The following is a 21,246-nucleotide window of genomic DNA, read 5'->3' as shown; positions in this document are numbered from 1 at the left end:
AAATGATTTCAGATACTTTTGTATTTAAAAACAAGTTCTAATCAGCGGCAGAAGCTTCCCTTTTTGGTAAAGACATGACCACACCCATCCCCCAATCGATTGATGTTCTGCTTGAATCCCGTGTGCTGGAGCTGGGCTACGCCGATGGCACCGTGCTGGCGCTGCCCTTTGAGTTCTTGCGCGTGTACTCGCCCTCGGCCGAAGTCATGGGCCACGGCCCGGGGCAAGAGACGCTACAAACCGGCAAGCGCGGGGTGGAAATCGTGGATTTGCAAACCGTGGGCCACTACGCCATTCAGCCCACTTTTAGCGACGGCCACCAAAGCGGCATCTTCACCTGGGACTACCTGTACCGCCTGGGCACGCAAAAAGATGCGCTGTGGCAGGAATACCTGGACCGCTTGGCCGCTGCCGGCAAAGACCGTGACCAGCCCATGCCGGGCCAGCAAAGCGGCCACAGTTGTGGCAGCGGCGGCTGTGGTGGCCATTAAGATTTGAAGACTTCGACGAATGAAAGCGAGTACCCCATGAGCAGCACCCATTTTGGTTTTGAAACCGTCGATGAAAACGACAAGGCCCGCCGTGTACGTGGCGTGTTCGACTCGGTGGCCAGCAAGTACGACATCATGAACGACCTGATGTCCGGCGGCCTGCACCGCGCCTGGAAGGCGTACACCGTCATGGTCGCCAATTTGAAGGAAGGCGATCAGGTGCTGGATATTGCCGGCGGTACAGGTGATTTATCTTTGGCCTTCGCCAAAAAAGTGGGCACCACGGGCCGCGTCGTACACACCGACATCAACGAAGCCATGCTGCGCGTGGGCCGTGACCGTCTGACCGACAAAGGCATTCTTTTGCCCACGGTGGTGTGCGATGCCGAAAAACTACCGTTCCCTGACCAGCACTTCAACCTGGTCAGCGTCGCCTTTGGCCTGCGCAACATGACGCACAAAGACGCGGCACTGAAAGAAATGTGCCGGGTGCTCAAGCCGGGTGGGAAACTTCTGGTGCTGGAGTTCTCTAAAGTGGCTAAGCCTTTGGAAAAAGCCTATGACTGGTACTCCTTCAACATCTTGCCGCGCATCGGCTCGCTGGTGGCGGGCGATGCCGACAGCTACCGTTATTTGGCCGAATCCATTCGGATGCACCCCGGTCAGCAGGAATTGAAGGCACTGATGCAACAAGCCGGTTTTGGCCACGTCGATTACCACAACATGACCGCCGGGGTGGTGGCGCTGCACGTCGGCATCAAATGCTGAAACACGGTTTAAAGCCCATGCGAATTCGTCGTCAAAAAACAACAACGCGGGCAATAACGCATAGATCTGTCATCCGATTTGCATAAATTACGTTAATTAACGAATTGATTATTTTTATTTTTGGAGCAACACAATGAAACAACTCTGGGTACTGACTTTAACTGTGGCGATGCTAGTGGCAGCACCACTGGCTGAAGCCAAGCGCATGGGTGGTGGCAGTTCGTTGGGTCGCCAATCCAGCAACGTCACCCAGCGTCAGGCCACCCCGCCTGCCGCTCCTGCTCGCCAGCAAACTGCCCAACAGCAACCAGGGCAAACCAATGCCGCCCCGGCCAAAAAACCTTCGGGGGTCGGTGCCATGCTGGGCGGCTTGGCCGCTGGTTTGGGCTTGGCCTGGTTGGCCAGCAGCTTGGGCTTGGGCGAAGGGTTTGCCAATATTTTGATGATTGGTCTGCTGGTCATGGCGGGCTTGGCAATTTTCCGCATGATTAAACGCCGCAGCCAGGCGGCCAGTGCGTCTGGCGCTGGGGCAGCACCCTTTGCCTTTCAGGGCAATGCCCCCGTCCCGGCTGCAGCGGGCGATGTGTTCAATCCTCCTCAGTACAAGCCCGAGAAAGTTGGCAACGATGCCTCCGCCCGTCCTTGGGAGCAATTTGGCCAAGCCGCACCGGTGGCTGGCGCGGCCGCTGGTGGCAGCATGATCGGCGCTGCCTTGTCGGGTGCGCAAACCTGGGGCATTCCAGCCGATTTTGATACCGAGGGCTTTATCACCGCGGCCAAGCGCAACTACCTGAGTTTGCAAGCGGCCTGGGATGCCGGCGATTTGGCGACTCTGCGCTCCATGATGACCGATGAGATGCTAAGCGAAGTGCGCCAACAGCTGGCCGAGCGCGAGGCTGAGGCCGAAGGCGCTGCCAACATCAATGAAATCGAGGGATTGGAAGCCCAACTGCTGGGCATTGAAGACCAAGGCGATGTGTACCTGGCCAGTGTCGAGTTCTCGGGCATGAGCCGCGAAGAACAGGGCGCAGGCCTGAGCCCTTTCCGCGAAGTGTGGAACATGGCCAAGCCCAAATCGGGCAACGGCGGCTGGCTGGTGGCCGGTTTGCAAGCCCTGACCTAAATTGCCGCAGGCGGCCCAGTGCCGCAATTGCTTGACCGATAATCGGGGGACTATGGCAACACAGTCCCCCTTTTCTTTGCTTGGCAATTTGGCCGAGCGCGTCGCCCAAGCCGTACAACCACCGGCCTGGTTTGTTTCTGAGACCCAGCAACGCGTGGTGCTGTTCTTGAACCACATCGTGATGCAAGAGCCCCAGGCCATGGAGCGTTTGGTGCGCCAAACGGGCCGCATTGCCTTGGTGCAATGGCGGCAATTCTCGATGGCCCTGGTTGTCACCCCTGCGGGTCTGTTCAATCTGGCGGCCGAAGGGGCCCAGCCTGATTTGCGCCTGCAGGTGACCGACACCAACCCCTTGGCCATGGCCCAGGCTGCTTTGCGCGGTGACAAGCCGGCCATTCGCATTGAAGGGGATGTGCAGCTGGCCGCTGATATCAACTGGCTGGTCGAGAACCTGAGCTGGGATGTCGAAGAAGACCTGGCCCGTGTGATTGGCGACGTGCCGGCGCACACCCTGGCCAATCTGGCCCTGGCGGCGGCCAATGCCATACGCCAATTTGTTGGCAAGGCTGCGGGCCAGTCCAGCCAAGCGGCTGGCAACGGCCAGCGTTTAGCGTAAAGCAGTCGCCATCATGGGACGCTTTTTTCGTGCGTGGGCCATTGTCTGGGTGGTACTGCGCTATGGTTTGGATGAGCTGGTGCTCTCCAGCTTTCAACACCCGTGGCTCAGTCGGCTGCGGCGCATTGTCACTTTTGGGCGCAAACTCGATGCGCCGCGCGGCCAGCGGCTGCGCCAGGCACTGGAGGAGCTGGGGCCCATTTTTGTCAAATTTGGCCAGGTGCTCTCGACGCGCAGGGATTTGCTGCCGCCGGATGTGGCCGAAGAGCTGGCCAAGCTGCAAGACCGGGTGCCGCCGTTTGATTCGCAAATTGCCGTCGATACGATTGAAAAATCCTTCCGCAAGCCCCTTGATCAGATTTTTTTAAGCTTTGAACGCCAGCCGGTGGCCAGCGCCTCGATCGCGCAGGTGCACTTTGCCACCATCCGTGGCCGCGACGGTGGCGAGCGTGAGGTGGCCGTCAAGGTCGTGCGCCCAGGCATGAAGCGCGTCATCGACAAAGACTTGGCGCTGATGCACATGATGGCTGGCTGGGTGGAAAAGCTCTCGGCCGACGGCAAGCGCCTGAAACCGCGCGAAGTGGTGGCCGAGTTCGATACCTACCTCAACGACGAACTGGACTTGGTGCGCGAAGCCTCCAATGCCGCGCAGTTGCGCCGCAACATGGCAGGGCTGGATTTGTTGCTGGTGCCGGAAATTTTCTGGGATTTTTGCCACACCGACGTGATGGTGATGGAGCGCATGCATGGCGTGCCCATCAGCCAGGTTGAAAAGCTGCGCGAGGCTGGGGTGGACATTCCCAAGCTGGCCCGCGATGGGGTGACGATTTTTTTCACCCAGGTGTTTCGCGATGGCTTTTTCCACGCTGACATGCACCCGGGCAACATCATGGTCAGCTTGGCCCCCGAGACGTTTGGGCGCTATATCTCGCTGGACTTTGGCATCGTCGGGGCGCTGACCGAGTTCGATAAGGAATACCTGGCGCAGAACTTCACGGCTTTTTTCCGCCGCGATTACAAGCGCGTGGCCGAGCTGCACATTGAAAGCGGTTGGGTGCCTGCCAACACCCGTGTGGAGGCGCTGGAGGCGGCCATTCGCAGCGTGTGCGAACCCTACTTTGATCGCCCGCTGGCCGAAATTTCGCTGGGCATGGTGCTGATGCGCTTGTTCCAGACCTCGCGGCGCTTTCAGGTGGAGATCCAGCCCCAGCTGGTGCTGCTGCAAAAGACGCTGCTCAACATCGAGGGGCTGGGCCGCCAGCTCGACCCCAACCTGGATTTGTGGAGCACGGCCAAGCCGTTTTTGGAAAAGTGGATGCTCGACCAGATGGGGCCACAGCGCTTGTGGAGCGAGCTCAAAGCGCAAGCGCCGCGCTACGCCAAGATCCTGCCCGATTTGCCCCGGTTGCTCAGCGACTACCTGCAGCACAAGGATGCGGGGCAAGCACAGCTGACCCAGGCGCTGCTGCAAGAGCAGCGCCGCACCAACCGCTTGCTGCAAAGTGTGTTGTACGCAGGGCTGGGCTTTGTGCTGGGCTTGATCGTGGCCCAGGCCATCGTGCGCTTTCAATTATTTTAAAAAGAAGAGCGCTTTGCGCTTTATTTATAAGGGTTCAAAGAGTTTTTGCTTTGAATTTTCTAATAAACAAGCGCGAAGTGCTCTTCTTTTTTATTCTGCATCCCCTTGCAGTGTGGCAATAAGCTGACAAAAGAAGTTTTCTTGCAACAAACCGCCGTGAACTGTTGATAATCGCCCGTCCCGTAATTTGGCGTAACCCTTTTTTACTTGTGAAGTTGCCCTGCCATGCTGATTGCTTTTATCGCGGCCTACCTGCTGGGGTCGATTGCTATTGGTTTGTTTGCTGCCCGCCGTGTCCACAGCACCGCCGACTACGCGGTTGCGGGGCGCTCGCTGCCGCTGTACATGGTCGTGGCGACCACGTTTGCCACTTGGTTTGGTTCTGAGCTGGTGCTGGGGGTTTCGGCCCAGTTCGTGCAAGAGGGCTTGGGCGGTGTGGTGGAAGACCCCTTCGGTGCTGGCATGTGCCTGGTGCTGGTCGGGCTGTTCTTTGCTTATAAGCTCTATAAAAAGAACTTGATCACTATTGGCGACTATTACCGCCTGCGCTTTGGCCGCACGGTCGAAATTTTGTGCTCCATCATCATCATCTTTAGCTACCTGGGCTGGGTGGCGGCGCAGGTGGCAGCGTTGGGGCTGGTGTTCAACCTGCTCACGCAAGGGGCCATGTCCATTACGGCCGGGATGGTGCTGGGCACGCTGATTGTGCTGATTTACACGCTGTACGGCGGCATGTGGTCGGTGGCGGTGACCGATTTGGTGCAGATGGTGGTGATCTGCATTGGCCTGCTGGCGATGGCCTGGTTTGCCGCCGATCTGGCCGGGGGCACGGCCCATGTCGTCGATTACGCCACGACGCAGGGCAAGCTGCGCTTGCTGCCGGAAAACGCCGACGGCAAGACCTGGCTGTTCTTTATTGCTGCTGGCATCACCATGATGCTCGGCTCCATCCCGCAGCAAGACGTGTTCCAGCGCGTCATGTCGTCCAAAGATGCCACTGTGGCGCAACTGGGGCCGGTCATCGGCGGCTCGCTGTACATCGTGTTTGCCTTTGTGCCCATGTTTATCGTCACCGCCGCTGTGCTGATCATGCCGGAAGGCGTGCAGGCACTGATGGCCGAAGACCCGCAGAAAATCCTGCCCGCCTTGGTGATGAACCACATGCCGCTGGCGCTGCAGATTGCCTTTTTTGGGGCCTTGCTGTCGGCCATCATGTCCACCGCCTCGGCCACCATGCTGGCCCCGTCCACCGCGTTTGTGGAAAACGTGCTGCGCAACATCAAGCCGGGCCTGAGCGATGCGCAGACGCTCAAAGCCATGCGCCTCTCGGTGCTGGTGTTCACCATCTGCGTGTTGATTTACGCCATCACCATGCAGGACAGCTCGATTTACGAAATGGTCTCGGGCGCGTACCAGGTGCCGCTGGTGGGGGCCTTTACCCCGCTGGTGTTTGGCTTGTACTGGAAGCGTGCCACTACCCAGGGTGCGGTGGCTGCCGTGGTGCTGGGGATCGGGGTGTGGCTGTTGTTCATTGTCGTGCCGGGCTGGGCGGAGGCCTTCCCGCAGCAATTGGCCGGATTGTTGGCGGCGGTCAGTGGCATGCTGGCCGGTTCCTTGCTGCCCCAATGGCTGCACAACCGCCAAGATGCCGTGGTGCATTACGAAACCGATCCGCAGGCTTGCCCCGCTTAGAACGTGAACACGCGCTGAAGCTGCAGGTAGAAACCCGAAGAGGTTTGCACTCCCTATAATCGAGGGTTTTGGAAAATTTCCTCAGCTTTCTTCTTTTTTATGCCTACTTATGCCCACCGGTGCAGCGCCAGCCGCTGCACCGCAGACTCTTTGCTACCCGCTGCTGCCCTTGCGGCCTCCGAGGTCTAAGCCCATGAACGCTGTGCGCAAGTGGTTGCTCACCGGTCTGCTGGTCATCGTGCCCGGCGTAATTACCGTGTGGGTGCTGCACTGGATTGTCAGCACCCTGGACCAAACCCTGGCCATCCTGCCTGAGGCTTGGCACCCCGATCGCCTGCTGGGCATGCATATTCCGGGCTTTGGCGTGCTACTGACGCTGGCCATTTTGTTGTCGGTGGGCGCGGTGGCGAGTAATTTTGTCGGGCGCAAGCTGGTCTCCTGGGGCGATGCCGTGATCAGCCGCATCCCGGTGGTGCGCTCGATTTATTCCAGCGTCAAACAGGTGTCAGACACGGTTTTTTCCGACAGCGGCAACGCCTTTCGCACTGCTGTGCTGGTGCAGTGGCCGCGCGAAGGGGTCTGGACGGTGGCTTTTATCACCGGCAGTCCCGCCATCGAAGTGGCCTGCTATTTGCGGGATGATTACGTCAGCGTCTTTGTCCCCACCACCCCCAACCCAACTGGGGGTTATTTCGTGCTCATGCGCAAAAGCGATTGCGTGGAGCTGGAGATGAGCGTGGATGTCGCGCTCAAATACATCGTGTCCATGGGGGTGGTGGTACCGCCTGCACCCGTCCTGGACGATCAGAAACGTTAATTTTTTGCAACCGCATCCCCGAGATGCAGGAAGAAACACCATGGCCATGCGCACCGAATACTGCGGTCTTGTCACCGAAGCCCTGATGGGCCAAACCGTCACCCTTTGCGGCTGGGTGAACCGTCGCCGCGACCATGGTGGCGTGATTTTTATTGACCTGCGCGACCGCGAAGGCTACGTGCAGGTGGTCTGCGACCCCGACCGCCCCGAGATGTTCAAAGTGGCCGAGGACATCCGCAACGAGTTTTGCATTCAGATCAAGGGCTTGGTGCGTGCCCGCCCTGAGGGTACGACCAACGACAAGCTCAAAAGCGGTCAGATCGAAGTGCTGTGCCATGAGCTGACGGTGCTCAACGCCTCAGTCACGCCCCCGTTCCAGTTGGACGATGACAACCTGTCGGAAAACGTGCGCCTGACCCACCGCGTGATTGACCTGCGCCGCCCCGCCATGCAGCGCAACATGATGTTGCGCTACAAAACGGCCATCCAAGTGCGCAACTTCCTGGATAAAGAAGGCTTTATCGACATCGAAACGCCCATGCTGGGCAAATCCACCCCCGAAGGCGCACGGGATTATCTGGTGCCCAGCCGCGTGCATGACGGCCAATTTTTTGCCTTGCCGCAATCGCCCCAGCTGTACAAACAGATGCTGATGGTGGCCGGCTATGACCGCTACTACCAAATTACCAAGTGCTTCCGCGACGAAGACTTGCGCGCCGACCGCCAGCCCGAGTTCACGCAGATCGACTGCGAGACCTCGTTCCTGAATGAGGAAGAAATCCGCGCCATCTTCCAGCGCATGATCAAAGCGGTGTTCCAGCAGCAGCTGAATGTGGACCTGGGCGAGTTCCCCGTGATGCCCTACGCCGAGGCGATGGCCCGCTTTGGCTCGGACAAGCCCGACCTGCGCGTGAAGCTTGAATTTACCGAGCTGACCGATGTCATGGCCGATGTGGATTTCAAGGTGTTCAGCGCCCCCGCCACCACCAAAGGCGGCCGCGTGGTGGCCCTGCGTGTGCCGGGCGGTGCGCAGATTTCGCGTGGCGAGATTGATGGCTACACCGAGTTTGTGAAAATTTACGGTGCCAAGGGCCTGGCCTGGATCAAGGTCAATGAAGTGGCCAAGGGCCGCGACGGCTTGCAATCGCCCATCGTGAAAAACCTGCACGATGCCGCCATTGCCGCCATTTTGGAACGCACCGCTGCGCAGGATGGCGATATTTTGTTCTTCGGTGCCGACAAGGCCAAGGTGGTGAACGATGCCATTGGCGCTTTGCGCCTGAAGGTGGGCCACAGCGACTTTGCCAAGCAAACCGGCCTGTTTGAAGACCGCTGGGCACCGCTGTGGGTGGTGGACTTCCCCATGTTCGAGCACGATGAGGAAGACAACCGCTGGGTGGCCGTACACCACCCCTTTACCAGCCCGAAGGATGGCCACGAAGATTTGATGGACACCGACCCCGGTGCCTGCATCGCCAAAGCCTACGACATGGTGTTGAATGGCTGGGAGCTGGGCGGCGGCTCGGTGCGTATCCACCGCGCCGACGTGCAGGCCAAGGTGTTTGCCGCGCTCAATATCAGCCCTGAAGACCAGCGTGCCAAATTCGGCTACCTGCTCGATGCGCTGCAATACGGTGCGCCTCCGCACGGTGGCTTGGCCTTTGGTCTGGACCGCTTGATCACGCTGATGACCGGTTCCGAGTCCATCCGCGACGTGATTGCCTTCCCGAAAACCCAACGTGCCCAGGACCTGCTCACGCAAGCACCTTCGCCCGTGGATGAAAAACAATTGCGCGAGCTGCACATCCGTCTGCGCAATGCAAATACCGCTGCGGCCCAGTAAACCGCGATTTGCTCTTTAAAAAAGAGCTGTTAGCGCACAATCCGTATTGGTTTCAGGGTTTAAAGAATCTGAAACCAAGCGGATTAAGCCGCTAACAGCTCTTTTTTTTGTTTTTGTTCTTCGCCCAGCCGCTGCCGAAATGCGCTGGGGCTGTCCCAGTACTGCAATTGCCCGCCGGACAGGCTGCCAATGTGGTCGGCAATCGCCAGGGCTTCGGCCTGGTTGTGCGTGACCAAGATCGCCGTGTGGCCTGTGGCCTGCAGAATGTGGCGCACCTCTTGCGCCAGGTGCTCGCGGGTGTTGGTGTCCAGGTTGGAGAAGGGTTCGTCCAGCAGTAGCAGCTCGGGCGCGGGGGCCAAGGCGCGGGCCAGGGCCACGCGCTGTTGCTGGCCGCCCGAGAGCTCGTGCGGATAACTGTCCTGGGCGTGGGACAAGCCAACCAGCTCCAGCAACTCGCCCACGCGGGCCGCGCGCTCTTGGGGGCTGGCGCGGCGCAGGCCAAAGCCCACATTGCCGGCCACCGTCATGTGCGGAAACAGGGCGTAGTCCTGAAACATCATGCCCACGCGGCGCAGCTCTGGCGCGACCTGTTGCTGCGGCGAGGACAGCACCCGCCCCTCCAGCACAATGCGCCCGCCACGCACGGGTTCGAACCCGGCAATGGCCCGCAGCACGGTCGATTTGCCGCAGCCTGAAGCGCCCAGCAGGCAGCCGATTTGTCCGCGTTCGAGTTGCAAATTTAAATCTGGGATGACGGTGTGCAGGCCCCGTGCGGTGTCGTAGGCCAGGTGCAGGTGTTCAAGCGCAAGCAAAGTGGGCATGGCAATAGGGTAAATAGAGTCAAGCTAGTGGTGGCCCTGGGAGGCCTGGGTGCGGGCCAGCAGGATGACGGGCAGCAAGCCGGTCAGCACAATGGCCAGCGCCGCCACCGCACCTTCTTCGTAGGTGCCCCGGGCGGCTTCGGCATACAACCAGGTGGCCAGGGTTTCAAAGTTGAGCGGGCGCAGCAGCAAGGTGGCGGGCAGCTCTTTCATGGTGTCCACAAACACCAGCAAGGCGCTGGCGGCCAGGGCGGGTTTGAGCAGCGGCAGGTGTACGCGCCACAGTGTGCGCCCTGAGCTTTCGCCCAGCAGGCGCGAGGCCTGCTCCAGCGAGGGCGGGATGCGCAACAGCCCGGCCTCAATGCCGCCAGCCGGAATTGCCAGAAAGCGGATGGCATACGCCAGCACCAGTGCGGCGCTGCTGCCCATGAGCAGCAGGCCGGAATACTGCAGCACTTGGCCCAGCACCCGATCGGCCCACAGCAGCGGGGGCAGCAGGCCGATGGCCAGCACCGTCCCTGGCACGGCATAGCCCAGGCTGGCCATGCGCACACAGGCGCGCGGCAGCAGTCGGCGCGTGCTCTCGCGCAGCGAGCGCCCGGCCCAGGCCAGCATCAGGCCGCAGGCCACGGTCAGCACCGTGGCACTGACGGCCACCAGCACGGTATTGCCCAGTGCCTGGAGCAAGGCCGATGAGATGCTGCCCACCAAATTCAGGCGTTTGACCGATTCATTGACCAGATAGGCCGTTGGCAACACAAAGCCCAGCACCACCGGCAAGCCGCCCAGCACCAGCGCCCCGGCCGCTGGCAGACCATGCAGGCGGTGGGGCTGCATGGGGCGCATGCGCTGGGTATTGGCAAAGCGCTGGCGGCGGCGGCCATGGCGCTCCAGCAGGATCAGCGCCAGTACCAGGGCCAGCATGCTCAGTGCAATTTGCGCTGCCGCGCCCAGGTCGGAACGGGTGGTCCAGGTGGTGTAGATGGACACGGTGAGCGTTTGCACGCCCAGGAATTCAGAGGCTCCGATGTCGTTGAGCGTCTCCAGCAGGGCCAGACTCATGCCCACGGCAATGGCCGGGCGGGCCAGGGGCAGGGCGACTTCGCGAAACACCTGCAAGCGGCTGGCCCCCAAGGTGCGTGCCGCTTCCAGCAGGCTGGCCGATTGGGTTAAAAACATCGCCCGGGTGGTGAGGTACACATAGGGGTAGAGCACAAAGCCCAGCACGAAGATGGCCCCTTGCAGCGAGCGCAGGTCCGGCAGGCGAAATTGGCGCGGGCTGTCATAGCCCAGCAAGGTGCGCAAGGCCGTTTGAATGGGGCCGATGGGGTGCAGCAAATCCAGGTAGGCAAAAGCGACGATGTACGTGGGCACGGCCAGCGGCAGCAGCAGCGCCCAGGCCAGCACGCCGCGCCCAGGAAAGTCATAGGCCGAGACCAGCCAGGCGCTGCCGGTGCCCAGCACGGCGCACACCAGCCCCACGCCCAGCAGCAGCAGCACGGTATTGCGCAGCGCTTGCGGCAGCACAAATTGGGCCAAGTGTGCCCAGTGCCCCACGTCGGCCATCCAAGCATGTGCGGCCAGCACGGCCACGGGCAACACGACCAGCGCCGCAATGATGATCGCCCCTGCCAGCGCGAAGCGGCCACGGCCAGCGTCCATCATGCGCAGCAGCATACGGTTGAATGGGCTGTGCGATGCTTACTGGTCAAAGCCAACTTTGTCCACCAACTGGCTGGCTTGCTTGCGGTGTTTGGCAATCTCGGCAATGGGCAGAGGATCGACCTGCAGCGGCCCCAGCGCCTGCATCACCGGGTCTTGCGCGACATTGGCCCGCACCGGGTATTCGTAGTTGGCACGGGCGTACAGTGCCTGGGCGGGTTCGGATACCAGGTATTCAAGCAATTTGACCGCATTGTCTTTATGGGGTGCGTGCTTGGCCACGGCGGCCCCCGAGATGTTTACGTGTGTGCCGCCAGTCTGGGCAAACGTGGGGCGAATGGCTTTGATGCCATCGCCCCATTTGCGGGCATCGGTACCGACGGCGGCATTTTTCATGTGGCCAACATAGTAGGCATTGGCCAGTCCGATGTCGCAAATGCCGCCCAGAATATCGCGCGCCACATCGCGGTCACCACCTGCGGCTTTGCGGGCCAGGTTGGCTTTCACGCCACGCAGCCATTGCTCGGCCTGCGCCTCGCCACGGTGGGCAATCATGGCGGCCACCAACGCGGTGTTGTACGGGTGTTGGCCCGAGCGCAGGCAGACTTTGCCTTTCCACTTCGGGTCGGCCAGATCGTCGTAGGTAAATTGGGTCAGCGGCAAGTCTTTTTCCACGTACAGCACCCGGTCGCGCAGGGACAGGGCAAACCATTGCCCTTGCGCATCGCGCAGGTGCGCAGGAATAACCGCTTCCAGGGCGGCCGACTGCACCGGCTGGGTTACGCCGCCATCGACCAGGTCGATCAGATTGCCGATGTCCACCGTCATCAGCACATCGGCAGGGGAGCGGGCCCCCTCGGCTTTGACGCGCTCGAGCAGGCCGTCTTTGATAAACACCGTATTGACTTGGATGCTGCCTTGGTGCGCTTGCGTGAACGCATCGAGCAGCGGCTGGATCAGCGCCGGTTCGCGCGTGGTGTACAGATTGATTTCTTCCGCGGCGCTGGCAGCGGTAGTTGCCAAAGCGGAAAAAGCGGCAAAGGCAGTGCACACCGCCAAGCGGGAAAATGAACGAAGGGACACGGGATTCATAGACAAAGCATCCAGCAAACAAAGGGGAGCAAAAAGATGGCACGCGGGTCGCAGCACCAAGACTGGCGCAGGCGCTTGATTATGAAGCAAGATGCATTCGCATTCCTTGGCTTGTTTCTTTTTTTCAAGGGCTTGGCAGGCCGGCACTGGAAAAGCCTTTTTCCGCACCCGTCGGCCTTGAATCTACCGACCGATGCGACATATGCTATTGATAGAAAGCCGTGCTATTGGGCCAAGCCCCTTGTGCCGGCTGTGGCCCATGCAGACCACCAGGACTTTTCCCACCATGACCGTTCCCACCAATCCCCACCGAGAGCCGCCTGCACCGCAACTGCTGCGCGTTGCCACCTACAACATCCACAAAGGGGTGCAAGGACTGGGGCCGACGCGCCGCCTGGAAATTCACAACCTGGGGTTGGCCGTGGAGCAAATGGACGCTGATATTGTCTGCCTGCAAGAGGTGCGCAAGATGAATCGGCGCGAAGCCGAGTACTTTCGTCGCTGGCCTGATGTGCCGCAGGCCGATTTTCTGGCCCCTGAGGGCTACCGTGCGGTGTACCAAACCAATGCTTTTACCCGCCACGGCGAGCATGGCAATGCGCTGCTGACGCGCTGGCCAGTGATTACCCACCAGCATGAGGACATGTCCGACCACCGCTTTGAGCAGCGCGGCCTGCTGCATGTGGAGGTGATGTTTCAAGGCCGCCCGGTGCATGCCATCGTTGTGCATTTGGGGTTGATTCCAGGTAGCCGGGTGCGCCAAATACAGCAGCTGCAGCGCTTTATTGAGCGGGAAATACCCCCCGGAGCGCCCTTGGTCGTGGCCGGGGACTTCAACGATTGGGGCAGCCAACTCAAACGCATGCTGGCCAGCTATGGGCTGTACGAGTTTGAGAGCCAAGATGCCAGCACCCTGACTTACCCCGCCCGGTTGCCCCTGGCCCAGCTGGACCATGTGTATGTGCGCGGGCTGACTCCGCTGGGCTTGCACGTCCCCCAGGGCAGGGTGTGGTGGCGCATGTCCGACCATTTGCCTTTGATTGCCGAATTTCGGTTTTAAGCCTTGATAACTATTTTTAATATAGCTATTAGCGATTTATCTATAAGCGTAAAACGCGAATTTCCTTTTAAATTTTCACCGACTTAATCGCTGCTACTATTGCCCCATGTTTACCGATTTGGCCTCTTCATCCGCCTCGGTGCCCGCTGCTACGGCAGAGGGTACGCCCATTTCCACCATCATTCGCCAGCGCTTGCAAGACGCTGGCCAGCGCTTTCATGCCAATGACAATATTGCCGCTTTTCTGAACCCCCACGAACTCGAGCAGCTGCTGGATGAAGTGGCAGAAAAAATGCAGGGCGTGCTCGACAGTTTGGTGATTGACACAGTCAATGACCACAACACCCAGGACACCGCCCGGCGCGTGGCCAAGATGTATGTCAAAGAGGTCTTTAAAGGCCGCTACACCCATGCGCCCGCCCTCACCGAATTTCCCAATGCCGAGTATTTGAATGAGCTGATGATTGTGGGCCCCATCACGGTGCGCAGCGCTTGCAGCCATCACCTGTGCCCGGTGATTGGCAAGCTGTGGGTGGGGGTGCTGCCGAACAAGCAATCGAATGTGATTGGCCTGTCCAAGTACGCCCGCTTGGTCGATTGGATCATGGGCCGCCCGCAAATCCAGGAAGAGGCCATCGTCCAACTGGCCGATACCATCATGGAAAAAACCCGACCAGATGGTTTGGCTGTGGTCATGGAATGCTCTCACTTTTGCATGTCCTGGCGCGGCGTACGCGAGATGGACAGCAAGATGCTCAACTCCGTCATGCGCGGTGCTTTTCTGCGCGATGCCAACTTGCGGCGCGAGTTCTTGGCCCTCATTCCAGGCCGCAATGTTTAACGGACCGGAGAGTGCCCAGTGCGCATATCGCTTGTATGGGTGGGCACCCTTTTAATCTTTTTAACCCTTTCCCTGCAGCCCCGCGCCAGCCAAGCCGCCCCAGCGCCGTGGTACTGGTGGCACAGCCGACTCGATAGCGATGTGCGCGTTTGTGCCCAATTCATGCCCAGCCAAGGCTGGCAGCGGCGCGGCCCTCCTTTTAACAACCCCCGCTGCAGCGCCCGTGCCCCGTTGGCACCCCAGCGCTAAGCGTTCACTGCGGATTGACCATGCCCAGCTTGCAAGTGCTCATGGCATTTTTTGGACTCTGTGTGGTGCTGGCACTCAGCCCTGGGCCAGACAACCTTTTTGTGCTTGTGCAATCGGCCCAGCGCGGCTGGCGTGTGGGCCTGGCTGTGGTGGTGGGCTTGTGCATTGGCATTTTGGGCCACACCATCGCAGTGGCTTTGGGACTGGCGGCCTTGGTGGCGGCATCGCCTGCGGCGTTTACGGCCTTAAAACTGCTGGGGGCGGCCTACTTGTTCTACCTGGCCTGGGGGGCGCTGCGGGCCCCGGTGCAGGTTAGCAACACGGTGCAGACAGGGCGGCATCCACCGCTGGCGGGGCCCGAAGCGCTCAAAATGGTTGGGCGTGGTGTCGTCATGAATGCCACCAATCCCAAAGTGCTGATTTTCTTTTTGGCGCTGCTGCCCCAGTTTGCCGATGCCCGCCTGGGCCCTGTGGGGGGACAAATTGTGGTGCTGGGCGGGGTGTTCATGCTGGCCACCTTTTTGGTCTTTGCGGCGATTGCCTTGTTCAGCGGCTGGTTTGGCAGTTTGCTGCAAGGCTCGGCCCGGGCGCAGCGCTGGTTGAACCGTGCCACTGGCTTGGTGCTGATTGGTTTGGCCGTGCGTTTGGTGAGCTTGCAGCGCGGGCCATAGGGTGGTTTTTTAAAACAGATAAAAATTTTGGCTATAATCGCTGGCTTCACTCAAGAAGAAAAGCTCTGTACGATTTTTTCTTCTTTCTAGGTTTTGACCCTATCGTCTAGAGGCCTAGGACATCACCCTTTCACGGTGAGTACCGGGGTTCGAATCCCCGTAGGGTCGCCAAAGGAGCGGTAGTTCAGTTGGTTAGAATACCGGCCTGTCACGCCGGGGGTCGCGGGTTCGAGTCCCGTCCGCTCCGCCAAAAACAGTCAAAAGCCCCAAGTAAAAAATCACTTGGGGCTTTTTTTTGCTATTTTTTAATAAGCATCAGCCGCTGATAAATAATCAATTTTTGAGCTTATTCATCTAAAAAATGATGTTTTATAAGCGGTGCAAGCTATAAAAAAAGAGGATGGCTTCCAGTGCAGCCATCCTCTTGCTTGCCTTGTTCAGGCCGTGCTTAGTGGCGAATCAGGTGCTCAAAGGCCGACAGGCCTGCGACCGCGCCGGCACCGGCCGCCACAATGATTTGTTTGTACGGCACGTTGGTGCAGTCGCCAGCGGCAAACACGCCGGGCACGCTGGTCTGGCCTTTGGCATCAATGACGATTTCGCCCATTTTGTTCAGCTCCAGCGTGCCTTTGAGCCAATCGGTGTTGGGCAGCAGGCCAATTTGCACAAAAATGCCTTCCAAATCGACGTGCTTGGTTTCGCCGCTGATGCGATCTTTGTAGCTCAGGCCCGTGACTTTGCTGCCGTCGCCCAGCACCTCGGTGGTTTGGGCATTTTTGATGATGGTGACGTTGGGCAGGCTGGTCAGCTTTTTCTGCAGCACCGCATCGGCCTTGAGCTCGGGCATGAACTCGAACACGGTGACGTGCTCGACCACACCGGCCAGGTCAATCGCCGCTTCCACGCCCGAGTTGCCCCCGCCAATGACTGCCACGCGCTTGCCCTTGAACAGGGGGCCATCGCAGCTGGGGCAGTAGGCCACGCCCTTGGTGCGGTACTGGTCTTCGCCGGGTACGTTCATATTGCGCCAGCGCGCGCCGGTGGAGAGCACCACGCTTTTGGCTTTGAGCGTGCCGCCGTTTTCCAGCTCGACGGTGATCAGGCCGCCTTTTTCGGTGGCGGGAATCAGCTTGGCAGCGCGTTGCAGGCGCATCACGTCGATGTCGTAGTCGCCGATGTGCGATTCCAGTGCGGCGGAAAATTTCGGGCCTTCGGTTTTATTGACCGAGATGTAGTTCTCGATGTCCAGCGTGTCGTTCACCTGGCCGCCGATGCGCTCGGCCGCAATGCCGGTGCGAATGCCTTTGCGCGCGGTGTAGATGGCTGCGGCCGCACCTGCGGGGCCGCCGCCGATGATGAGCACCTCAAATGCCTCTTTGGCCGACAGCTTGGCCGCTTCGCGTTTGGCCGCGCCGGTGTCCAGCTTGGCGACGATTTCGCCCAGCTGCATGCGGCCCGCGCCAAACACCTCGCCATTGAGGTACACCATGGGCACGGCCATGATTTCGCGGGCTTCCACCTCTTGGCGGAAGGCACCGCCTTCGATGACGGTGGTTTTGATGCGGGGGTTCAGGATGGCCATGAGCGACAGCGCCTGCACCACGTCCGGGCAGTTGTGGCAGCCCAGGCTCATGTAAACCTCGAAGTTAAAGTCGCCTTCGATGGCTTTGATTTGGTCGAGCAGGTCTTGCTCTTCTTTGGGTGGGTGGCCACCCGTCCACAGCAGGGCCAGCACCAGCGAGGTGAATTCATGGCCCAAAGGCAAGCCAGCAAAGCGCAGACTGCTATCACTTCCTTGGCGCTGCAGGGTGAACGAGGGTTTGCGTGCGTCGTTGCCATCTTCGCGCAGGGTGATTTTGTCGCTGCGCAGGCTTTGGATGGTGGTGAGCAGCTCGCGCATTTGCGCCGAAGTCTCGCTCTCGTCCAGGGAGGCCACCAGCTCGAAAGGTTGGGTCACGCGCTCCAGGTAGGCGGCCAGTTGGGTTTTGAGTTGTGCATCGAGCATGGAAGTCCTCCGAAAAACAGATTTTTTGAAATTTTGGGCGATAAAAAACCGGACGGTACGGTGTTGGCACCCGTCCGGTTTTGGCTTAGATCAGCAAATTAAATTTTGCCAACCAGGTCCAGCGAAGGGGTCAGGGTGGCAGCGCCTTCTTTCCACTTGGCGGGGCACACTTGGTCAGGGTGGGCAGCGGTGAACTGGGCCGCTTTGAGCTTGCGCAGGGTTTCCGCCACGTCGCGGGCGATTTCGTTGGAGTGCACTTCCATGGTCTTGATCACGCCATCGGGGTTGATCACGAAGGTGCCGCGCAGGGCCAGGCCTTCTTCAGGGATGTGCACGCCAAAGGCGTTGGTCAGTTGGTGGGTGGGATCGCCCACCAGCGGGAATTTGGCCTTGCCCACGGCGTCGGAAGTCTCGTGCCACACCTTGTGCGAGAAATGCGTGTCGGTGGTAACGATGTACACCTCGGCACCGGCTTTTTGGAATTCAGCGTAGTGCTCGGCCGCGTCTTCGATTTCGGTGGGGCAGTTGAAGGTGAAGGCTGCGGGCATGAAAATCAGCACCGACCACTTGCCTTTGAGGCTTTGCTCGGTCACTTCGATAAATTCGCCCTTGCCATTGCGGTTCACAAAAGCTTGGGTTTTAAACGGTTGCACTTGGGTGTTGATCAAAGTCATTGCAGTTTCCTTTCGGTTTAAAGTCGGTGTCGATTGAACACAGGACTGAAGTGTAGTGAAGTTAAGAAATAAAACCAATCAATTGATTTGATCGATTTGATTGATTTAGACTAAATAAGTTCCCGGTCTGCGTGCAATGCCTGCGCGAAGGCCACAATCGTGGCATACCAGCCCCCTCTGTTGCATTCTCAAGGAGTATTCACTATGCAAGGCGACCCTCAAGTTATTGCGGCACTGCAGGCGCAATTGAAAAACGAACTCACCGCCATCAACCAGTACTACATGCACTACCGCATGTTCAAGCACTGGGGCTTTGAGGACTTGGCCAAGGTGGAATACAAAGAATCCATCGGCGAGATGAAGCATGCCGATTTGCTCATGGACCGCATCTTGCTGCTCGATGGCCTGCCCAATTTGCAAGACTTGGGCAAGTTGCAGATTGGAGAAGATGTGCCCGAGGCCCTGGCCTGCGATTTGCGCCTGGAGCAAGCGGCCCAGCAGTGCATCAAAGACGGCATTCGCATGGCCGAGGCGGCGCACGATTTTGTCTCGCGCGAGCTGCTGCTGAAAATTTTGGACGATACCGAGGAGCACATCGACTTTCTGGAAACCCAGTTGGCGCTGATCGAGAGCATCGGTTTGCAAAATTATTTGCAGTCAAAAATGGGTGAAAGCTAATAGTATTAAGCGCTAACAGCTATTACTTTTGTTTTATTTGATGGCAGGCCCGGGGTGTTTACTCCGGGCCTGTTGTGTTTGTCGCCAGTGCGGTGGGGGTGGGATGTGGCAGTGTTTGCCAATAGCGCGGTTGGCGCTGGCGCTGGCACTGGGCTTGGTCGGGGCGGGAGGATTGCCAATCTATCGCACCACACTCGGCGGTGTTGAAAATGCGGGCTTGGGCCGCCGTCAGGCGCTGCACCACCGCGGCTGCAGGGTGGCCAAAGCGGTTGCGCCAGCCGCTTTGAATCAGGGCTACCTGGGGCTGCACCGCGGCCAGCCACGGGGCGGAGGTGGAGGTTTGGCTTCCGTGGTGGGCCACGACCAGGGCGTGGGCCTGCAAATCGCGGGTCTGGCCCGCGTGCAGGGCCAGTAAAGCGTGCTCTTGTGCGCGTTCTAAATCGCCCGCCAGCAAGGCTGTTGCGCCGTGGGCCGAGCGCACCAAGAGCACGCAGCTTTGGGCATTGGTGTTTTTGTGGTTGGCGGCTTTGACGGTGGCGGATGTCGGCCACAGCACGCTGAAATGCACGCCATCCCAAGCCCATTGCTGCCCCCGTGCGCAGGGCTGCCAGGGGCGCTGGGCCTGGTCGGCCAGGGCGGCAATGCCGCTGCCCAGCAAGTCCGCTTGCGGCTGCGCGGCCAGCACCGACAAAGCGCCGCCCGTGTGGTCGCTGTCGGCGTGGGTGAGCAGCACGCGGTTCAAGCGCACGCCCAGCGCCTGGAGCAGGGGAACAATGCTTTGGCTGCCCGCATCGCCGCTGGCCCAGCGTGGCCCGGCATCGACCAACAAGGCGTGCTGGGCGGTTTGCAGCAAGAGGCTGCTGCCCTGGCCAATGTCCAGGGCGAGCAGGGAAAACTCCCCAGGCTTTGGGCGCGGGGGCTGCCACAGCAGCAAGGGCAGCACCAAACTTAGCCCCAGCCAGCGCACGCCCCCAGGCCAACGCACTAACAGCCAGGCGCAGCCCAGCATGCCCAACAACCCCAAGCCCAGCGGGGGCTGCGCAAAGGTGGCCACGGCCCCCGGCCATTGCGCCATCCAGCCCAGGCCGGTGAGCAGGGCTTGGGCGCAGGCAGTGGCCGCAGTCCAGATGGGGGGCCACAGCACGCCCAGCATGGCCAGCGGGGTGAGCACAATGGTCACCCAGGGAATGGCCCACAGATTGGCGACAAAGCCCACGATGGAAATGTGCCCAAACAGCAGCACCGTCAAGGGGGCCAGGGCCAGGCCAATCAGCACTTGCTCGCGCAGCAGCCGCCACAGGGGCTGCCACCACCGACCAGGCGCTTGCGCAGCACGCGGCCCCGGATCGGTCATGAACAAAATGCCCACGGCGACAAAACTGAGCCAAAACCCCGCTTGCAGCAAGGCCCAGGGGTCCCAGGCCACCACCACGGCCAGCACCAGCAACCAGGTGCGCGGCCAGGGCCAGGCCATGCCCAGGCTGCGCAGCACCGTTACCGTGAGCAGCATCAGCAAGGTGCGCTGTGCGGGGATGCCCCAGCCGCTAAACAGGGCATAGGCCAGGGCCAGCGCCAAGCCAGCCCAGGCCGCAGTCAAGGCAGCCGGCCAGTGCAGACACAGCCGGGCGCTGCGCCGCCACATCCACCCGACCACGGCCACGGCCAGCCAGGCGAACATGGTGATATGCAAACCGCTGATGCTGACCAGGTGCGCCACCCCGGTGGTGCGAAACACCTGCCAATCGGCTTTGGCGATGGCGGCTTGATCGCCCGTGATTAACGCCGTCACCACCCCTGTTGCGCGCGATGGCCCGGCGTGGGCCAGCAGCCGCTGGCGCACATGGTCGCGGGCTTGCTCCAGCCAAGCGTGTGAGGTCAGGCCCAGGCGCTGGGGCGCCGGGTGGGCGCGAACATAGCCGGTGGCTTGCACCCCCTGCTGCCACCACCACAGCTCGGCATCAAAGCCGTGGGGGTTGCGGCTGCCGTGCGGGCGCTGCAAGCGCACCGTCCAGCGCCAGCGCTCGCCGGGGCGCACGGTCAGGGAAGGGGGGAGCTTGGTGGCGCTGGCCTCGGTGGGGCGGGATTGGTAGTGCTGCAGGGCTATCAGCGGGGGCAATTGAATGGCGGGGGCGTGGGTGGTATCCGCGCCATCCCAGGCCTGCGTGGGGGTGAAGAGCCAGCGCTGACCCCGATCGGTGGTTTGCGGCAGGCTGGTGACGATGCCTTCGACCAGCACATCACGCCCCTCCAGGGCTGGGGCCAAGCCCTGTGCTTGAAACAGCATGGCCCGCATGCCGGTGCTGCCCCAGGCAAGCAAGGCCACGCTCAGAAAAATCCCCAGGCCCGCGCGCTGCCTTGCCCCTGGCGGCCCACGCCGCACGGCCATGGCCAGCCCAAGGGCCAACAACCCGGCCCCGGCATACGTCCACCAGGGCCCCAATTGCCCCTGCTGCAGCTGCACGGCGCAGCCCAGCACCCAACCCAGCAGCGGCCAGCTGGTGTACCAGGGGGCAAGATCGGAGGCGGGTGGCCCCGCAGGGCTTTGTGCTCTTGGCATACTTGCG

The 21,246-nt window shown here is 60.5% G+C and carries 19 protein-coding genes and 2 tRNA genes; 15 read left to right on the top strand and 6 right to left on the bottom strand.

The genetic code is table 11. From position 1 onward, the window contains the following. The first annotated feature begins 74 nt into the window (after nucleotides 1-74). The 8 genes from ACFO24_RS09955 (at nucleotide 75) to aspS (ending at nucleotide 8,929) form a co-directional block, all read left to right on the top strand. Nucleotides 75-491: a gamma-butyrobetaine hydroxylase family protein gene (locus ACFO24_RS09955; protein ID WP_377738207.1), complete on the top strand. Its 417-nt coding sequence runs from the start codon at nucleotides 75-77 to the stop codon at nucleotides 489-491. A 36-nt stretch (nucleotides 492-527) separates the two neighbouring features. Then, nucleotides 528-1,259 (top strand): bifunctional demethylmenaquinone methyltransferase/2-methoxy-6-polyprenyl-1,4-benzoquinol methylase UbiE, encoded by a 732-nt coding sequence (ubiE, locus tag ACFO24_RS09950; RefSeq protein WP_377738206.1) that lies wholly within the window; start codon nucleotides 528-530, stop codon nucleotides 1,257-1,259. A gap of 133 nt (nucleotides 1,260-1,392) precedes the next feature. Then, nucleotides 1,393-2,382 carry a Tim44 domain-containing protein gene (locus ACFO24_RS09945; RefSeq protein ID WP_377738205.1) on the top strand — a complete coding sequence of 330 codons (990 nt, stop codon included), beginning with the start codon at nucleotides 1,393-1,395 and terminating at the stop codon, nucleotides 2,380-2,382. Between the two features lie 52 nt (nucleotides 2,383-2,434). Continuing rightward, nucleotides 2,435-2,998, top strand: a complete 564-nt coding sequence (locus ACFO24_RS09940) for a hypothetical protein (protein ID WP_377738204.1) — start codon at nucleotides 2,435-2,437, stop codon at nucleotides 2,996-2,998. A gap of 13 nt (nucleotides 2,999-3,011) precedes the next feature. Then, nucleotides 3,012-4,577 carry a ubiquinone biosynthesis regulatory protein kinase UbiB gene (gene ubiB / locus ACFO24_RS09935; RefSeq protein WP_377738203.1) on the top strand — a complete coding sequence of 522 codons (1,566 nt, stop codon included), beginning with the start codon at nucleotides 3,012-3,014 and terminating at the stop codon, nucleotides 4,575-4,577. A gap of 225 nt (nucleotides 4,578-4,802) precedes the next feature. Continuing rightward, the gene (locus ACFO24_RS09930) at nucleotides 4,803-6,269 is read left to right on the top strand and encodes a high affinity choline transporter 1 (protein WP_377738201.1); all 1,467 of its coding nucleotides are present in this window, start codon (nucleotides 4,803-4,805) and stop codon (nucleotides 6,267-6,269) included. A gap of 193 nt (nucleotides 6,270-6,462) precedes the next feature. After that, complete coding sequence (locus ACFO24_RS09925; protein ID WP_377738200.1) at nucleotides 6,463-7,086, top strand: DUF502 domain-containing protein; 624 nt, start codon at nucleotides 6,463-6,465, stop codon at nucleotides 7,084-7,086. Between the two features lie 40 nt (nucleotides 7,087-7,126). Continuing rightward, entirely contained in the window at nucleotides 7,127-8,929 is a 1,803-nt protein-coding gene (aspS, locus tag ACFO24_RS09920) for an aspartate--tRNA ligase (protein ID WP_207574792.1), read from the top strand. A gap of 83 nt (nucleotides 8,930-9,012) precedes the next feature. Here aspS and ACFO24_RS09915 read toward each other — a convergent pair whose 3' ends face one another. The 3 genes from ACFO24_RS09915 to ACFO24_RS09905 are packed head-to-tail and all read right to left on the bottom strand — an operon-like array spanning nucleotide 9,013 to nucleotide 12,504. Then, nucleotides 9,013-9,750: an ABC transporter ATP-binding protein gene (locus ACFO24_RS09915; protein WP_377738199.1), complete on the bottom strand. Its 738-nt coding sequence runs from the start codon at nucleotides 9,748-9,750 to the stop codon at nucleotides 9,013-9,015. Nucleotides 9,751-9,774: 24 nt separating this feature from the next. Further along, a complete protein-coding gene (locus ACFO24_RS09910) occupies nucleotides 9,775-11,427 on the bottom strand; it encodes an ABC transporter permease (RefSeq protein WP_377738197.1) in 1,653 nt (550 codons plus the stop codon). Nucleotides 11,428-11,451: 24 nt separating this feature from the next. Then, complete coding sequence (locus tag ACFO24_RS09905; RefSeq protein ID WP_377738196.1) at nucleotides 11,452-12,504, bottom strand: Fe(3+) ABC transporter substrate-binding protein; 1,053 nt, start codon at nucleotides 12,502-12,504, stop codon at nucleotides 11,452-11,454. 286 nt (nucleotides 12,505-12,790) lie between these two features. On the opposite strand from ACFO24_RS09905, the gene ACFO24_RS09900 reads away from it, so the two are divergent. The 6 genes from ACFO24_RS09900 to ACFO24_RS09875 all read left to right on the top strand — a co-directional run bounded on the left by ACFO24_RS09900 (nucleotide 12,791) and on the right by ACFO24_RS09875 (nucleotide 15,575). Then, nucleotides 12,791-13,564, top strand: coding sequence for an endonuclease/exonuclease/phosphatase family protein (locus tag ACFO24_RS09900; protein ID WP_207574788.1), 774 nt, complete (start codon nucleotides 12,791-12,793; stop codon nucleotides 13,562-13,564). 106 nt (nucleotides 13,565-13,670) lie between these two features. Continuing rightward, a complete protein-coding gene (folE, locus tag ACFO24_RS09895; RefSeq protein ID WP_207574787.1) occupies nucleotides 13,671-14,405 on the top strand; it encodes a GTP cyclohydrolase I in 735 nt (244 codons plus the stop codon). Nucleotides 14,406-14,423: 18 nt separating this feature from the next. Next, complete coding sequence (locus tag ACFO24_RS09890; protein ID WP_377738194.1) at nucleotides 14,424-14,654, top strand: hypothetical protein; 231 nt, start codon at nucleotides 14,424-14,426, stop codon at nucleotides 14,652-14,654. A 20-nt stretch (nucleotides 14,655-14,674) separates the two neighbouring features. Continuing rightward, nucleotides 14,675-15,325, top strand: coding sequence for a LysE family translocator (locus ACFO24_RS09885; protein ID WP_377738193.1), 651 nt, complete (start codon nucleotides 14,675-14,677; stop codon nucleotides 15,323-15,325). A gap of 95 nt (nucleotides 15,326-15,420) precedes the next feature. Next, nucleotides 15,421-15,496: transfer RNA gene (locus ACFO24_RS09880), tRNA-Glu, on the top strand. A gap of 2 nt (nucleotides 15,497-15,498) precedes the next feature. Continuing rightward, nucleotides 15,499-15,575 (top strand) — tRNA-Asp (locus ACFO24_RS09875). Nucleotides 15,576-15,773: 198 nt separating this feature from the next. Here ACFO24_RS09875 and ahpF read toward each other — a convergent pair. Together ahpF and ahpC are read right to left on the bottom strand one after the other, a co-directional pair. Further along, nucleotides 15,774-17,330, bottom strand: a complete 1,557-nt coding sequence (gene ahpF / locus ACFO24_RS09870; protein WP_377738192.1) for an alkyl hydroperoxide reductase subunit F — start codon at nucleotides 17,328-17,330, stop codon at nucleotides 15,774-15,776. Nucleotides 17,331-17,428: 98 nt separating this feature from the next. Then, the gene (gene ahpC, locus ACFO24_RS09865) at nucleotides 17,429-18,004 is read right to left on the bottom strand and encodes an alkyl hydroperoxide reductase subunit C (RefSeq protein WP_377738191.1); all 576 of its coding nucleotides are present in this window, start codon (nucleotides 18,002-18,004) and stop codon (nucleotides 17,429-17,431) included. A 204-nt stretch (nucleotides 18,005-18,208) separates the two neighbouring features. Between ahpC and bfr the strand changes: the two genes are divergently transcribed. Beyond that, a complete protein-coding gene (gene bfr, locus ACFO24_RS09860; protein ID WP_377738190.1) occupies nucleotides 18,209-18,682 on the top strand; it encodes a bacterioferritin in 474 nt (157 codons plus the stop codon). Nucleotides 18,683-18,740: 58 nt separating this feature from the next. Here the strand turns inward: bfr and ACFO24_RS09855 are convergent, their stop codons facing one another. Beyond that, nucleotides 18,741-21,239: a ComEC/Rec2 family competence protein gene (locus tag ACFO24_RS09855; protein WP_377738189.1), complete on the bottom strand. Its 2,499-nt coding sequence runs from the start codon at nucleotides 21,237-21,239 to the stop codon at nucleotides 18,741-18,743. Nucleotides 21,240-21,246: the final 7 nt, after the last annotated feature.

It is taken from the genome of Comamonas denitrificans, from assembly GCF_042654745.1.
GTDB lineage: Bacteria > Pseudomonadota > Gammaproteobacteria > Burkholderiales > Burkholderiaceae_C > Comamonas > Comamonas denitrificans.
This window is presented reverse-complemented; position numbering and strand designations above follow the sequence as displayed.

Coding starts and splice junctions, on each gene's coding strand:
- ACFO24_RS09885 (WP_377738193.1), top strand. CDS start 14,675: ATGCCCAGCTTGCAAGTGCTCATGGCATTTTTTGGACTCTGTGTGGTG.
- ubiB (WP_377738203.1), top strand. CDS start 3,012: ATGGGACGCTTTTTTCGTGCGTGGGCCATTGTCTGGGTGGTACTGCGC.
- ahpF (WP_377738192.1), bottom strand. CDS start 17,330: ATGCTCGATGCACAACTCAAAACCCAACTGGCCGCCTACCTGGAGCGC.
- ACFO24_RS09905 (WP_377738196.1), bottom strand. CDS start 12,504: ATGAATCCCGTGTCCCTTCGTTCATTTTCCCGCTTGGCGGTGTGCACT.
- ACFO24_RS09930 (WP_377738201.1), top strand. CDS start 4,803: ATGCTGATTGCTTTTATCGCGGCCTACCTGCTGGGGTCGATTGCTATT.
- ACFO24_RS09925 (WP_377738200.1), top strand. CDS start 6,463: ATGAACGCTGTGCGCAAGTGGTTGCTCACCGGTCTGCTGGTCATCGTG.
- ubiE (WP_377738206.1), top strand. CDS start 528: ATGAGCAGCACCCATTTTGGTTTTGAAACCGTCGATGAAAACGACAAG.
- bfr (WP_377738190.1), top strand. CDS start 18,209: ATGCAAGGCGACCCTCAAGTTATTGCGGCACTGCAGGCGCAATTGAAA.
- aspS (WP_207574792.1), top strand. CDS start 7,127: ATGGCCATGCGCACCGAATACTGCGGTCTTGTCACCGAAGCCCTGATG.
- ACFO24_RS09915 (WP_377738199.1), bottom strand. CDS start 9,750: ATGCCCACTTTGCTTGCGCTTGAACACCTGCACCTGGCCTACGACACC.
- ACFO24_RS09955 (WP_377738207.1), top strand. CDS start 75: ATGACCACACCCATCCCCCAATCGATTGATGTTCTGCTTGAATCCCGT.
- ahpC (WP_377738191.1), bottom strand. CDS start 18,004: ATGACTTTGATCAACACCCAAGTGCAACCGTTTAAAACCCAAGCTTTT.
- ACFO24_RS09900 (WP_207574788.1), top strand. CDS start 12,791: ATGACCGTTCCCACCAATCCCCACCGAGAGCCGCCTGCACCGCAACTG.
- ACFO24_RS09945 (WP_377738205.1), top strand. CDS start 1,393: ATGAAACAACTCTGGGTACTGACTTTAACTGTGGCGATGCTAGTGGCA.
- folE (WP_207574787.1), top strand. CDS start 13,671: ATGTTTACCGATTTGGCCTCTTCATCCGCCTCGGTGCCCGCTGCTACG.
- ACFO24_RS09940 (WP_377738204.1), top strand. CDS start 2,435: ATGGCAACACAGTCCCCCTTTTCTTTGCTTGGCAATTTGGCCGAGCGC.
- ACFO24_RS09910 (WP_377738197.1), bottom strand. CDS start 11,427: ATGCTGCTGCGCATGATGGACGCTGGCCGTGGCCGCTTCGCGCTGGCA.
- ACFO24_RS09855 (WP_377738189.1), bottom strand. CDS start 21,239: ATGCCAAGAGCACAAAGCCCTGCGGGGCCACCCGCCTCCGATCTTGCC.